This window comes from Bacteroides sp. AF20-13LB (assembly GCF_003603065.1).
GTDB lineage: Bacteria > Bacteroidota > Bacteroidia > Bacteroidales > Bacteroidaceae > Bacteroides > Bacteroides uniformis.
In genome coordinates, this window is sequence record NZ_QTMH01000013.1 from 48501 (window position 1) to 63905 (window position 15405).

Annotated in this window: 14 protein-coding genes; 13 read left to right on the plus strand and 1 reads right to left on the minus strand. The window is 45.1% G+C overall.

The genetic code is table 11. The annotated features are described in order from the left end of the window. Positions 1-84: 84 nt before the first annotated feature. Genes DWX62_RS16415 through DWX62_RS16425 form a run of 3 tightly spaced genes read left to right on the plus strand, consistent with a single transcriptional unit; the run spans position 85 to position 940 of the window. Positions 85-294 carry a YtxH domain-containing protein gene (locus DWX62_RS16415; protein ID WP_005826568.1) on the plus strand — a complete coding sequence of 70 codons (210 nt, stop codon included), beginning with the start codon at positions 85-87 and terminating at the stop codon, positions 292-294. 19 nt (positions 295-313) lie between these two features. Beyond that, positions 314-667, plus strand: a complete 354-nt coding sequence (locus DWX62_RS16420) for a phage holin family protein (RefSeq protein ID WP_005826569.1) — start codon at positions 314-316, stop codon at positions 665-667. A gap of 12 nt (positions 668-679) precedes the next feature. Then, positions 680-940 (plus strand): hypothetical protein, encoded by a 261-nt coding sequence (locus tag DWX62_RS16425; protein WP_005826570.1) that lies wholly within the window; start codon positions 680-682, stop codon positions 938-940. 74 nt (positions 941-1014) lie between these two features. Here DWX62_RS16425 and DWX62_RS16430 read toward each other — a convergent pair whose 3' ends face one another. Further along, positions 1015-1986 (minus strand): type I phosphomannose isomerase catalytic subunit, encoded by a 972-nt coding sequence (locus tag DWX62_RS16430; protein WP_005836045.1) that lies wholly within the window; start codon positions 1984-1986, stop codon positions 1015-1017. Positions 1987-2184: 198 nt separating this feature from the next. On the opposite strand from DWX62_RS16430, the gene DWX62_RS16435 reads away from it, so the two are divergent. The 10 genes from DWX62_RS16435 (at position 2185) to DWX62_RS16485 (ending at position 15271) form a co-directional block, all read left to right on the plus strand. Further along, positions 2185-3282 (plus strand): aldose epimerase family protein, encoded by a 1098-nt coding sequence (locus DWX62_RS16435; RefSeq protein WP_117688846.1) that lies wholly within the window; start codon positions 2185-2187, stop codon positions 3280-3282. Positions 3283-3324: 42 nt separating this feature from the next. Then, positions 3325-4635: a sugar MFS transporter gene (locus DWX62_RS16440; RefSeq protein WP_005826573.1), complete on the plus strand. Its 1311-nt coding sequence runs from the start codon at positions 3325-3327 to the stop codon at positions 4633-4635. Between the two features lie 49 nt (positions 4636-4684). Next, positions 4685-5839 (plus strand): galactokinase, encoded by a 1155-nt coding sequence (gene galK / locus DWX62_RS16445; protein ID WP_005826576.1) that lies wholly within the window; start codon positions 4685-4687, stop codon positions 5837-5839. Between the two features lie 266 nt (positions 5840-6105). Further along, positions 6106-7245, plus strand: coding sequence for an aldose epimerase family protein (locus DWX62_RS16455; RefSeq protein ID WP_008663672.1), 1140 nt, complete (start codon positions 6106-6108; stop codon positions 7243-7245). A gap of 27 nt (positions 7246-7272) precedes the next feature. Further along, positions 7273-8967, plus strand: a complete 1695-nt coding sequence (locus DWX62_RS16460) for a sodium:solute symporter (RefSeq protein ID WP_005826581.1) — start codon at positions 7273-7275, stop codon at positions 8965-8967. A gap of 59 nt (positions 8968-9026) precedes the next feature. After that, positions 9027-9704, plus strand: coding sequence for an NUDIX domain-containing protein (locus tag DWX62_RS16465; protein WP_005826583.1), 678 nt, complete (start codon positions 9027-9029; stop codon positions 9702-9704). A 42-nt stretch (positions 9705-9746) separates the two neighbouring features. After that, complete coding sequence (locus DWX62_RS16470) at positions 9747-10433, plus strand: L-ribulose-5-phosphate 4-epimerase (protein WP_005826585.1); 687 nt, start codon at positions 9747-9749, stop codon at positions 10431-10433. A gap of 38 nt (positions 10434-10471) precedes the next feature. Further along, positions 10472-11980 carry an L-arabinose isomerase gene (gene araA / locus DWX62_RS16475; RefSeq protein WP_005826587.1) on the plus strand — a complete coding sequence of 503 codons (1509 nt, stop codon included), beginning with the start codon at positions 10472-10474 and terminating at the stop codon, positions 11978-11980. A 124-nt stretch (positions 11981-12104) separates the two neighbouring features. Then, on the plus strand, positions 12105-13703 hold the full coding sequence (locus tag DWX62_RS16480) for an FGGY-family carbohydrate kinase (protein ID WP_005826589.1): 1599 nt from the start codon (positions 12105-12107) through the stop codon (positions 13701-13703). Between the two features lie 23 nt (positions 13704-13726). Continuing rightward, on the plus strand, positions 13727-15271 hold the full coding sequence (locus DWX62_RS16485) for an alpha-N-arabinofuranosidase (protein WP_034525510.1): 1545 nt from the start codon (positions 13727-13729) through the stop codon (positions 15269-15271). Positions 15272-15405 lie beyond the last annotated feature (134 nt).

Here is a 15405-nt window from a genome sequence, read left to right on the forward strand (position 1 = left end):
TAAAAAAACTGATATTCCGAACAAAGTTTCAAAAAAATTTGTTAGTTTTGTCGTACGAACCTCAAAAAAGAAAGGAATATCATTATGAAAGGATTAAATGTTTTAGCAGCTTTCCTGGGTGGCGCCGCAGTAGGTGCAGCCCTCGGTATCTTATTTGCTCCTGAAAAAGGAGAAGACACCCGTAACAAAATCGCAGAAATTCTCCGTAAGAAAGGGATTCGTCTGAACCGAAGCGAAATGGAAGACTTGGTAGATGAAATTGCTGCGGAAATCAAAGGTGAGGTAACGGAATAAGGTAAAAAACAGAACCACTATGTTTGCAGACGACAAAAGTATAGAAAATATGCAGCAGCTCTTCATTGAATTCAAGAAATACCTGGAGCTGCAAAAAGAATATACCAAACTGGAAGTCACCGAAAAACTATCCAAACTGCTTTCTACACTTTTATTGGTGCTATTGGTCGTCATACTCGGCGTAGTGGTTCTGTTTCATCTGTCGTTTACGCTGGTCTATATCTTAGCTCCGCTGGTAGGCGGGCTAATGATGAGTTTTGCACTTATCACGTGCTTCCATATCCTACTCATCGTTCTGCTTGTCCTATTCCGCAAAAAGCTCATTATTGATCCGACAGTAAAACTTATCGCAGAATTATTCTTAGACAATTAATTCGAAATATTCATGGATAATACGACCAATACGACTCCCGTCACTTTAGAAAGCATCGCCCAGAAAAAAGCCATGCTGCTACAAGAAATACGACTCCAGAAAGAAATCATGACTGGGCTTACACAAGAAATTTTTGCTCCGCTGGAACCAGCTACCAACAAGGCAAATGCCATGATGAGAGCATTCAACACGGGTATGGCTGTTTTTGACGGTATAGTATTGGGGGTAAAGGTAATGAAGAAATTCAGAAAAATATTTGGAAGAAAGAGATAGAATATCGGATAAAAAAAGAGGGGATGGCCATAACAGTCATCCCCTCTTTTTTATCCGATATAGTCTGAGCACTTTTATACGTACGTCTCAAGCAACTTCACTGCTCCTTCAGGCACAATCGTCACTTCTTGGGTTGCAGCTGGCAGCAGGATTGTTTCGCCCGCTTGTACGGAAACTTCATTCTTCTCATTATCAATAATACGGCAAGAACCCTCCACACAAATAAAGATAACAAAAGAATCCAGTTCAGAATAGTCACAAGTGATTTCTTCCGTCATATCATAGATGGAAGTCGTGAAATACGGGCTTGCCACCATTTCTACCGGTTCATTCTGCACCTGCTCGTACTCCGTACGAAAATCGTCCTGCACATCTGCAAAATTAATGGCATCAATGGCCTGGCTTGTATGCAGTTCTCTTGATTTACCATCCTTATCCTTACGATTGTAATCAAAAATACGGTAAGTGATATCCGACGTTTGCTGTATTTCTGCTACAAAAGCTCCCGCACCGATTCCATGTACCCGACCTGCAGGCACATAAAACACATCGCCCGGTTTAATGGCGCAAGTCTGCAGAACATCCGCAAACGTACCATTATACACTCGTTCCTTATATTCTTTCGGAGTAATCTGCTCTGCAAAACCGGAAATCAGCTTGGCACCCTGGTCAGCAGCAATAACATACCACATTTCATTTTTACCAAAACTGTTATGACGTTTCTTAGCCAACTCGTCACCCGGGTGTACCTGAATCGACAAGTCCAACTTGGCATCAATAAACTTTATCAATAAAGGAAACTTATTTCCGAAACGTGCATAGTTGGCTTCTCCTACCAGGTCTTCCTTATATTTTCTGACCATATCCGGCAGCGTCAATCCTTTGTCTGCACCATTGGCCACTATAGACTCACTGCCTTCTACTGCCGACACTTCCCAACTCTCGCCTACATTGGCAAGGGTATCATTCAAATGTTTGAATGGAATAATCTTGTCGCCTCCCCAAAGCGTCTGCTTCAGAATAGGCTCAAATTTTAGAGGATACATTCGTTGTTTTTATTAGAACTTTCTGTTAATGATGTGATTTTTTTAGATTCCGGGGGCAAACATACAAAAAATATCAATTTGTATTCCATTTGTTAAACGCTAAACTTTCCTAAAATGTTCTCCACATTTCCTTCCAATTACTTGGGGGAACAAAAGAATTTCTTTTTATTTGCAAGAAATTTAATTAATACCATGGATATGATAAACACTACTCCAACAGAAAGTAATTTGTCCGGTTTGAACCAAAAAGACTTTCAAAAGGATATAAATAACAAAAAGACAGATTTGTTTATCCTGAAGAATGCCCAGGGAATGGAAGTTGCAGTTACTAATTACGGCTGTGCAATACTTTCCATCATGGTACCCGACAAAAATGGCAAATATGCCAATGTTGTATTAGGACACGACAATATTGAACATGTAATCAACAGTCCGGAACCTTTTCTAAACACTACCATCGGACGCTACGGCAACCGGATAGCCAAAGGAAAGTTTACTTTATACGGCGAAGAGCACCAATTGGCAATCAACAACGGTCCCAATTCATTGCACGGTGGTCCGACTGGCTTCCATACCCGTGTATGGGATGCCGTCCAGCCAGAGCAATCAACAGTCATCTTCAACTACACATCCGCCGACGGCGAAGAGGGCTTCCCCGGAAATCTCGAAGTAGAAATGACTTATCGCCTGGAGGATGAGACCAATGCTCTGGTCATCGAATACCGGGCTACTACCGATAAAGCCACCATCGTCAATCTGACCAATCACGGTTTCTTCAATCTTGCCGGTATAGCCAATCCCTCTCCTACAGTCTTAAACAATATCGTTACCATCAATGCAGATTTTTATGTACCCATCGATGAAGTATCCATTCCTACCGGAGAGATATTGAAGGTAGAAGGTACTCCTATGGATTTCCGTACTCCCCATACTCTTGGCGAACGAATTGATGAGAAACATACACAAATTGTGAATGGCGCAGGATATGACCATTGCTATGTACTGAACAAGACTGAAAGTGGAGAGCTGAGCCTTGCAGCCACCTGCATAGAGCCCAACAGCGGGCGAACTATGGAAGTATATACCACTGAAAATGGCGTCCAGCTCTACACTGGAAACTGGCTCGGGGGCTTTGAAGGTGCCCATGGAGCCACTTTCCCTGCAAGAAGTGCAGTCTGCTTTGAGGCCCAGTGTTTTCCCGATACGCCCAACAAGTCCCATTTTCCGTCGGCAGTATTGCTACCGGGTGATGAGTACCAGCAAGTGACAATCTACAAGTTTGGTGTACAAGAATGAAAAAACTAATCCAATTTATAAACTTATTAATTTTACAAAACCATGACACAACAAAAACAGAATGGTAAACTCATCGCAATTATCACGATGATCTTCCTTTTTGGTATGATTTCATTTGTTACCAACCTTGCTGCCCCTATGGGAATCGTACTGAAAAATCAGTTTTCAGTATCCAACGCTTTAGGGATGTTGGGTAACTTTGGTAACTTTATTGCATATGCAGTGATGGGAATACCAAGCGGCATCTTACTACAACGGGTAGGGTATAAAAAAACGGCATTGATAGCAGTAGCTGTAGGCTTTATCGGTGTAGGTATCCAATATTTATCAGGTCATTCAAGCCCTGATATGGCTTTTGCCGTATATTTGATTGGCGCTTTCATCGCCGGTTTCTCCATGTGTTTGCTTAATACGGTAGTCAACCCGATGCTGAACAAGCTCGGCGGCGAAGGTAACAAAGGAAACCAGCTTATCCAAGTGGGTGGTTCTTTCAACTCCGTAATGGCCACCATTACTCCGATGTTCGTAGGTATCCTGATTGCCGGTTCCATTGAAAAAGCTACTATCTCTCAGATATTCCCTGTAATGTACACAGCAATGGCTGTATTTGCCATCGCGTTCTTCGTTCTTTTGATTGTGCCCATACCGGAACCCAATGCTGCAACTTCAACAGAACCTATCGGTAAGTTGATGTCAGGCGCTTTAAAATTCCGCCACTTCATTTTGGGAGCTATAGCAATCTTTGTATATGTAGGTGTCGAAGTTGGTGTACCGGGTACTCTGAACTTGTTTTTGACCGATCCGATTGAAAAGGGAGGAGCAGGCATTTCTTCCACCATTTCCGGTTTTGTTGTAGGTACATATTGGTTCCTCATGCTGATTGGACGTCTGGCCGGCGCTTCATTGGGTGCAAAAATCTCCAGTAAGGCAATGCTTACCTTTACTTCCGCATTAGGCTTACTTTTGGTATTCCTTGCCATCTTCTCATCTACCGGTTCGCTTGTCAATCTGCCGGTACTCCAACAAAGTGCTACGGGAGGTCTCTCTTTCGGATTTGCAGAAGTACCTATCAACGCAATGTATCTGGTACTGGTAGGTCTGTGTACTTCCATCATGTGGGGTGGTATCTTTAATCTGGCCGTAGAAGGATTGGGTAAATATCTGGCAGCGGCTTCCGGTCTGTTCATGGTATTGGTATGCGGCGGCGGCATCTTGCCCGTTATCCAAGGTTTGGTGGCCGACATTGCAGGTTTCATGCCGAGTTACTGGGTTATCATCGCAGCCCTTGGCTATCTGTTGTTCTACGGTTTGGTAGGCTGCAAAAATGTCAATAAGGACATCAAGGTCGATTAACAAGAAAATATAGGTAATTTATTTATTCACCTTATAAAATATAAATATCATGGATATAGAATACGTAAGAAGCCGTTTCATCAAGCACTTTGACGGAACAACGGGAGCTGTTTATGCTTCTCCGGGTCGCATCAACCTTATCGGTGAGCATACAGACTATAACGGTGGTTTTGTATTCCCCGGAGCAATCGATAAGGGAATGATTGCAGAAATAAAGCCCAACGGCACAAACACAGTAAAAGCTTATTCCATCGACCTGAAAGATTATGTGGAATTTGGCTTGAATGAAGAAGATGCACCCCGCGCAAGCTGGGCAAGATATATCTTTGGCGTGTGCCGGGAAATGATGAAACGCGGTGTAGATGTAAAAGGTTTCAATACAGCTTTTGCAGGCGATGTGCCTCTGGGTGCAGGAATGTCCTCTTCAGCAGCTTTGGAAAGTACCTATGCCTATGCTTTGAACGACTTGTTCGGTGACAACAAAATAGACAAATTTGAATTGGCAAAAGTGGGACAATCTACAGAACACAACTATTGTGGCGTAAACTGTGGTATCATGGACCAATTTGCTTCTGTATTCGGAAAGAAAGGAAGCCTCATCCGCCTGGATTGCCGTTCACTGGAATATCAGTATTTCCCATTCGACCCGCAAGGCTATCGTCTGGTTCTTGTAGATTCTGTAGTGAAACACGAACTTGCATCTTCAGCATACAACAAACGTCGTCAAAGCTGCGAAGCTGCTGTTGCCGCTGTTCAGAAGAAGCATCCACACGTAGAATTCCTGCGTGACGTTACCATGGGCATGCTGGAAGAAGCCAAAGCCGACATCAGCGCAGAAGACTATATGCGTGCAGAATATGTCATCGAAGAGATTCAACGCGTACTCGACGTTTGCGACGCCCTGGAGAAAGGCGATTATGAAACTGTAGGCCAAAAGATGTATGAAACACATCATGGCATGAGTAAGTTGTATGAAGTAAGCTGCGAAGAACTCGATTTTCTGAATGACCTTGCATTCGATTGTGGAGTTACCGGTTCACGTGTCATGGGCGGTGGATTCGGTGGATGTACAATCAATCTGGTAAAGGATGAATTGTACAGTACATTCATCGAAAAAGCAAAAGATGAATTCAAGAAGAAGTTCGGCAGAAGCCCGAAAGTATATGATGTAGTCATCAGCGACGGTGCCCGCAGATTAGAATAATAGACATCAGCATTCAAATAAAAGGCGTTTCCCAGTAATGGGAAGCGCCTTTTTCTTCTCCCCTATTCCACCGTTTTCCACTCTAAAAACAAAATCATCCGAGAAGTTTATTCCGAACACATCTATCTGTACAGCCAGTTGGCACAGATATGTTTCTTGACACTTATGTTGCATAACATATAAAAGTGTACAGCCTACACTAAAGAAAAGTGTTACTTTTACACCCAAAGAAAGATAATCATCTCATTTACATTAAATACAAAACCATGAAAAGACATGTTCTACTTGCAGGAATTGCCGCAATGATGCTAACTGCGTGCAATCAAAAGACAGAAACAACGCTTACGCTGTCCGGTCTTGATCCAGTAAAATTCCAAACAACAGTCAATGACGCCCAGACACAGCTTTATACGCTGAAGAATAAAGCGGGCATGGAAGTATGCATCACAAACTTTGGGGGACGTATTGTATCCATTATGGTACCCGACAAAAATGGAGTTATGCAGGATGTAGTATTGGGCTTTGACAGCATTGCCGATTACATCAACATTCCAAGTGACTTTGGTGCTTCTATCGGACGCTACGCCAACCGGATTAACCAAGGGAAAATCGTTCTTGACGGAGATACCATACAGTTACCACAGAACAATTTCGGACATTGCCTGCACGGTGGCCCCAAAGGATGGCAATACCAAGTATACAGTGCCAATCCCATTGACAGCACAACTCTGGAGCTCACCCGCATTTCACCGGATGGAGACGAGAATTTCCCGGGTAATGTTACGGCAAAAGTACTTTTCAAGTTAACGGATGACAATGCCATTGATATAAAATACAGTGCAACAACAGACCAAAAGACGGTTATCAATATGACTAACCATTCTTATTTCAATTTATCAGGTGACCCTTCAAAGGCAGCAACAGACCACATCTTATACATCAATGCAGACAACTATACTCCGGTAGACAGTACTTTCATGACAACGGGTGACATCATCTCCGTCAAAGAAACACCAATGGACTTTACCACTCCCAAGAGTGTGGCACAAGACATCAACCGGACGGACTTTGAACAAATAAAGAACGGAAACGGATATGACCACAATTGGGTACTGAATACTAAAGGTGACCTATCCCAAGTGGCAGCCAAACTGACATCGCCTATAAGCGGCATCACCCTGGAAGTTTATACCAATGAGCCAGGCATACAAGTATATACCGGGAATTTCCTGGATGGCACCGTAAAAGGTAAAAAAGGCATTACTTACAACCAGCGCGCTTCCGTATGCCTCGAGACACAACATTATCCGGATAGCCCCAACAAATCCCAATGGCCTTCTGTCGTACTGGAACCCGGACAAATTTACAACAGTGAATGTGTCTTCAAATTTTCCGTAGAAAAATAACAATAACCTTATAAATCATTTATTATCGTGGAAACATTAGATTGGTTAGTCATTGGAATCTTTTTCCTGGCTTTGATTGGAATTATTGTCTGGGTTGTCAAACAGAAACAGAATGACTCAGCAGACTATTTTTTAGGTGGTCGTGATGCCACATGGCTCGCTATCGGTGCATCTATCTTTGCATCCAACATCGGTTCGGAACACTTAATCGGATTAGCCGGTGCCGGTGCTTCCAGCGGTATGGCGATGGCACATTGGGAAATACAAGGTTGGATGATCCTTATCTTAGGCTGGGTATTCGTACCGTTCTATTCGCGAAGCATGGTATTCACGATGCCTGAATTCCTAGAACGTCGCTATAATCCACAATCACGTACAATATTGTCTGTAATATCTTTAATCAGCTATGTACTGACAAAAGTTGCCGTGACGGTTTATGCAGGAGGATTAGTATTCCAACAAGTATTCGGTATAAAAGAACTTTGGGGAATCGACTTCTTTTGGATTGCCGCCATCGGTCTGGTTATACTGACTGCGCTCTACACAATCTTCGGAGGAATGAAGTCGGTACTTTATACCTCCATCCTGCAGACCCCCATCTTGCTGTTAGGTTCACTGATAATCCTTGTACTCGGCTTCAAAGAATTGGGAGGCTGGGATGAGATGATGAGAATCTGCGGTGCAGTCACAGTGAACGATTATGGCAACACAATGACAGAACTTATACGCAGTAATAACGACCCTAACTTCCCTTGGTTGGGTGCACTGATTGGTTCAGCCATTATCGGATTCTGGTATTGGTGTACAGACCAGTTCATCGTGCAACGCGTACTTTCCGGAAAGAATGAAAAGGAAGCACGGCGCGGTACCATCTTCGGAGCTTACCTGAAATTATTGCCCGTATTCTTATTCCTTATCCCAGGCATGATTGCTTTCGCATTACACCAAAAATATCTCGGAACCGGGGGAGAAGGTTTTCTACCTATGCTGGCAAACGGAAATGCCAATGCAGATGCTGCTTTCCCAACTCTAGTAGCAAAATTACTTCCTGCAGGAGTCAAAGGTTTGGTTGTTTGCGGTATTCTTGCAGCATTGATGAGTTCTCTCGCATCTTTGTTCAACTCATCTGCTATGCTTTTCACCATTGACTTCTACAAACGTTTCAAGCCGAACACTTCTGAAAAAAAGCTGGTAGGAATTGGACAGATGGCAACTGTTGCGATTGTGATATTGGGTATACTCTGGATTCCCATTATGCGCAGTGTAGGCGATGTACTTTACACCTACTTACAAGATGTACAATCTGTATTAGCACCAGGCATTGCCGCAGCCTTCCTCTTGGGGATCTGCTGGAAACGCACCTCTGCACAAGGCGGTATGTGGGGACTGATTGCCGGAATGATTATCGGTTTAACCCGTCTGGGGGCAAAAGTATATTACAGCAATGTAGGAGATGTGTCAAGCAGTACCTTCAAGTATCTGTTCTATGATATGAACTGGCTGTTTTTCTGCGGATGGATGTTCTTGTTCTGCATCGTAGTGGTTATCGCAGTCAGCATGTTTACAGCTGCCCCAAGCGCTGAAAAGATTCAAGGGCTGGTATTCGGAACTTCAACTCCTGAACAAAAAGCAGCTACACGTGCGAGTTGGAATAAATGGGATATCATTCATACCCTTATCATCCTGGGTATTACTGCTGCTTTTTATTGGTATTTCTGGTAAATCGGTATGTTGCTATGATATATATCCATGCAGCATACCCCTTAAACAAAAATTAAGATATGAGTAATTACTATAGTTCAAATCCGAAACTTTATGTAGGTATCGACTGCATTATTTTCGGTTTCAATGAAGGAGAATTGAACCTGCTGTTGCTGAAGCGTAACTTCGAACCGGCAATGGGCGAATGGTCGCTGATGGGTGGATTCGTGCAGGAAGACGAAAGCGTGGATGATGCAGCCAAACGAGTCCTGAATGAACTAACCGGACTGGAAGATGTATATATGGAACAAGTCCAAGCTTTCGGAGCCATAGATCGTGACCCAGGAGAACGCGTAGTCTCCATTGTTTACTATGCGCTCATCAACATCAACGAATACGACAAAGAATCCGTACAGCAACACAATGCTTTCTGGGTAAATATCAATGAACTGCCAGCGCTAATCTTTGATCATCCGCAAATGGTGGAGAAAGCTCGGAAGTTGATGCAACAAAAAGCGTCCACCGAACCAATCGGCTTTAATCTACTACCTAAACTGTTCACGCTGTCACAACTGCAAAGCTTATACGAAGCTATATACGGCGAGAGCATTGACAAACGGAACTTCCGAAAACGCATAGCAGAAATGGACTATATAGAAAAAACTGACAAAATAGACAAAACGGGGTCCAAACGTGGAGCTGCTTTATATCAGTTTAATGAGAAGGCATACCGCAAAGCTCCGAAATTTAAGCTCTGAGAACCTAATATTCAACAACTTGTAATTAGTAATTTAAATAATATGCTGGAAGCACTGAAAGACAAAGTATTCCATGCTAACCTTGAACTGGTGAAGCACGGATTGGTTATCTTCACATGGGGCAATGTATCGGGCATTGACCGCGAATCTGGTCTGGTAGTCATCAAGCCCAGTGGGGTGAGTTACGATGAAATGAAAGCAGAGGATATGGTGGTAGTGAATCTTGACGGCAAGGTCGTGGAAGGACGGTTAAAGCCCTCTTCAGACACGCCGACCCACCTGGTTCTCTATAAAGCATTCCCCGAAATCGGCGGTGTGGTGCACACGCACTCTACTTACGCCACAGCCTGGGCACAAGCCGGATGTGACATACCGAATATCGGGACAACACATGCCGATTACTTCCACGACGCCATACCCTGCACAGCAGACATGACGAAGGAGGAAGTGGAAGGAGCGTATGAACTGGAAACGGGAAATGTCATCGTAAAACGCTTTGAGGGGCTGAACCCGGTACATACTCCCGGAGTATTGGTAAAGAACCACGGTCCTTTCTCGTGGGGAAAAGACGCACACGAAGCGGTACATAATGCCGTAGTGATGGAGCAGGTGGCAAAAATGGCAAGTATAGCCTATGCCGTGAACCCCAATCTGACCATGAATCCGTTACTGATAGAAAAGCATTTCAGCCGCAAGCACGGTCCTAACGCTTATTATGGACAGAAATAACTATCATTCTTTAAATATAAACTATAAAAATAAATTGTATGAACGCATTTGAACAATATGAAGTATGGTTCGTAACCGGAGCACAGCTCTTGTACGGAGGTGACGCAGTTATCGCGGTAGACGCACATAGCAATGAAATGGTGAAAGGTCTGAATGATTCCGGGAAACTGCCCGTAAAGGTAGTATATAAAGGTACGGTCAATTCATCCAAAGAAGTAACTGCTGCCTTCAAGGCCGCCAACAACGACGAAAAGTGTATCGGGGTCATCACCTGGATGCACACCTTCTCTCCTGCCAAAATGTGGATTCACGGTTTGCAGGAACTGAAGAAGCCATTACTACACTTCCATACACAGTTCAACAAGGAAATTCCCTGGGAGACGATGGACATGGATTTTATGAACCTAAACCAATCGGCTCACGGCGACCGCGAGTTCGGACACATTGTGACACGTATGCGAAAGAACCGCAAAGTGGTAGTAGGCCACTGGCAGGACGAAAAAGCCCAAAACCAGATTGCCGCATGGATGCGCGTAGCTGCCGCATGGGCTGATGCGCAGGATATGCTCATCATCCGCTTCGGCGACCAGATGAACAACGTGGCTGTGACAGACGGTGACAAGGTCAGCGCCGAACAGGTATTGGGCTATCATGTGGACTACTATCCCATCAATGATGTGATGACATACTACAATGCTGTCAGCGACGAGGACGTGAAGGCACTCGTAGCAGAATACTTCAAGCTCTACGACCACGCTCCCGAACTGGAAGACGCACGTACGGAAGCCTACACCAAAGTATGGAACTCCGCCAAGGCCGAAATCGCCATTCGCCGCGTGCTGAAAGACACGGGTGCCAAAGGCTTCACCACCAACTTCAACGATTTGGGCGACTTTGACCAAATCCCCGGACTGGCCTCACAGCGACTGATGGCAGAAGGTTACGGCTTCGGTGCCGAAGGCGACTGGAAAACTGCAGCACTGTACCGTACCACTTGGGTGATGAGTCAAGGTATGCCGAAGGGGTGCTCCTTCCTTGAAGACTATACGCTGAACTTCGACGGAGAAAAGAGCGCCATCCTGCAAGCACATATGTTGGAAGTCTGTCCACTGATTGCCGAACAGAAGCCGAAACTGGAAGTGCACCGTCTGAGCATCGGTATCGACAGCGAAACAGCCCGCCTGGTATTTACCAGCAAGCAAGGTGAAGGTGTAGCCGCTACCATCGTAGACCTGGGCAACCGCTTCCGCCTCATTGTGAACAAAGTAGAATGCATCAAGAGCAAGCCTCTGCCCAAGTTGCCCGTTGCCAGTGCACTGTGGATTCCAATGCCCAACCTCGAGGTGGGCGCTGCAGCCTGGATTCTGGCCGGAGGTACACATCATACCAGCTTCTCCTACGACTTGACGGTGGAATATTGGGAAGACTTTGCCGAAATGGCCGGCATCGAAATGGTGGTTATCGATGAAAATACCACCATTAGCGAGTTCAAAAAAGAATTGCGTATGAATGAAGTCTACTATATGCTGAACAAGGCACTTTGCTGATAATCATTACAGATTACCGATTGCGGACTACTAATTACACGTACCACAAACGTAACTAGTAGTTTGCAATCAGTAATCCGTAGTTTATAATCGTACTATAAATCCGTAATTTATCATTAATACCATGAAATTAGATGCAAAATCAACCATTGAGGCAGGTAAGGCCATCCTTGGTATAGAACTCGGTTCCACACGAATCAAGGCGGTTTTGATTGACCAGGAAAACAAACCCATCGCCCAGGGAAGCCATACTTGGGAGAATCAGTTAGTCGACGGACTGTGGACATATAGCGTCGAGGCTGTCTGGTATGGGTTGCAGGATTGCTACGCAGACCTTCGTACCAATGTAAAGAGCCTCTACGATACAGAGATAGAAACCCTGGCAGCCATCGGTGTCAGTGCCATGATGCACGGCTATATGGCATTCAATGAAAAAGAAGAAATCCTTGTACCCTTCCGTACCTGGAGAAATACTAATACCAGCCAGGCTGCCGCAGCCCTATCCGAACTATTTGTCTACAACATCCCTCTGCGTTGGAGCATCTCCCACCTCTACCAAGCCATCCTGGATAATGAAGAGCACGTTCCATCCATCAATTACCTGACCACCCTTGCAGGTTTTGTCCACTGGCAAATAACCGGCCAAAAGGTACTGGGCATAGGAGATGCCTCCGGTATGCTCCCCATCGATCCCATCACCAAAAACTATTCTTCTGAAATGGTGGATAAGTTCGACAAACTTATTGCTCCGAAAGGATACGACTGGAAACTTCGGGATATTCTGCCGAAGGTATTGTCGGCCGGTGAAAACGCAGGCTTCCTTACTCCCGAAGGAGCCAGTCGCCTCGACGTATCGGGACATCTGAAAGCAGGAATTCCCGTCTGTCCACCCGAAGGTGACGCTGGAACCGGCATGGTTGCCACCAACGCCGTAAAGCAGCGCACTGGAAACGTATCGGCAGGCACCTCCTCTTTCTCAATGATTGTATTGGAAAAAGAATTGTCCAAGCCCTACGAAATGATTGACATGGTAACCACCCCCGACGGAAGCCTCGTAGCTATGGTGCATTGCAACAACTGCACTTCCGACCTCAATGCCTGGATCAATATTTTCAAAGAATACCAGGAACTGATGGGTATCCCCGTAGATATGGACGAAATCTACGGAAAACTCTATAACCACGCCCTGACAGGCAATGCAGATTGCGGAGGCCTCATCTCTTACAACTACATATCAGGCGAGCCTATAACGGGACTGGCAGCCGGACGTCCACTGTTTGTACGTTCGGCAAACGACAAGTTCAACCTTGCCAACTTCATGCGCACCCATCTGTATGCTTCAGTGGGAGTTCTCAAAATCGGCAACGACATCCTTTTCAATGAAGAGAAAATCAGAGTAGACAGAATCACCGGTCACGGAGGACTCTTCAAAACCAAAGGAGTAGGCCAGAGAATACTGGCAGCTGCCATCAATTCACCCATTTCCGTTATGGAAACAGCCGGCGAAGGTGGTGCCTGGGGTATTGCCCTCCTCGCTTCCTACCTTGCAAACAACGGAAACGACCAATCCCTTGCCGACTTCCTGGACAAGCATGTATTCACCGGAAATGCCGGTATTGAAATCTCACCGACAGCCGAAGATGTAAGCGGATTCAACACCTACATCGAAAGCTATAAAGCTGGTTTGCCCATCGAAGAAGCAGCAGTAAGATTCAAGAACTAAGTATTTAATAACACTAAAAAACTATGAACACAAAGTTATTTATCAGTAGCATATTTCTCTCCACCTCGTTGTCACTCTTCGCACAGAAAAGTGCCACTATCACTTTACACACAGACCAGAGCGGGCAAATCATTCCCAAAGAAATCTACGGCCAATTTGCAGAGCATTTGGGAACTTGTATCTATGGTGGACTTTGGGTAGGTGAAAACTCCGATATTCCCAACATCAACGGTTATCGCACCGACGTATTCAATGCACTGAAGGAGCTCCGTGTACCCGTCCTTCGCTGGCCGGGAGGCTGCTTTGCCGATGAATACCACTGGATGGACGGTATCGGCCCTAAAGAAAACCGCCCCAAAATGGTGAACAACAACTGGGGAGGCACTATCGAAGACAACAGTTTCGGAACCCATGAGTTCCTCAATCTCTGCGAAATGCTGGGATGTGAACCCTATATCAGTGGAAACGTAGGCAGTGGTACCGTAGAAGAACTTGCCAAATGGGTGGAATACATGACCTCCGAAGGAGACTCCCCCATGGCACGCCTGCGCCGCCAGAACGGTCGCGACAAAGCCTGGAAAGTAAAATACCTCGGCGTGGGTAACGAAAGCTGGGGTTGCGGTGGAAGCATGCGTCCCGAATATTATGCCGACCTCTACCGCCGCTATTCCACCTACTGCCGCAACTATGACGGCAATAGTCTTTTCAAGATAGCCAGCGGTGCCAGCGACTACGACTATAACTGGACCAAAGTGCTGATGGACCGCGTAGGCGGCCGTATGCACGGTCTTTCCTTGCACTACTATACCGTCAGCGGATGGAACGGCAGTAAAGGCGCCGCCACCCAATTCAGTAAAGACGACTATTACTGGACACTGGGCAAATGCCGCGAAATAGAAGATGTCATCAAGAAGCATTGCACCATTATGGATGAATACGACCCTCAAAAGAACGTGGCTCTTATGCTTGACGAATGGGGAACCTGGTGGGACACTGAACCGGGTACCAATCCCGGACATCTGTACCAACAGAATACATTGCGTGATGCTTTTGTCGCTTCCCTCAGCTTCGACATCTTCCATAAATATACCGACCGTCTGAAAATGGCAAACATTGCCCAAATCGTCAATGTATTGCAATCCATGATTCTGACCAGCGGAAAAAACATGGTACTCACCCCCACTTATTATGTATTCAAAATGTACAATGTACACCAGGATGCCACCTACATTCCTCTTGAGCTGAACTGCGACATGATGGATGTACGCGACAACCGCAGAATACCAATGGTCAGCGCTACCGCCTCCAAAGACCCAAACGGCAAGATACACATTTCCATGTCCAACGTAGATGCAGACAATGCACAGGAAGTGACCATCAATCTGTCTGGAACGAAAGCCAAGAAAGCAGTTGGTGAAATATTGACTTCCACCAATCTGACGGACTACAATTCATTTGAAAATCCCGACAATGTGAAACCCGTTCCGTTCAAAGAGGTAAAAATCAATAAAGATATTCTCAAGATTAAACTTCCGGCCAAATCAATCGTTACTATTGAGTTACAGTAAAACTACCGTGCACCGCACAAAATCAGCTAAATACGTTTAGTATCATTTTAGCAGCAAAAAGGCAGTAATACTGATAAAAAAGACACTCTTCGAGTGTTGTGAATTACGCATAAAGAGTTATCTTTGCCCTTGGA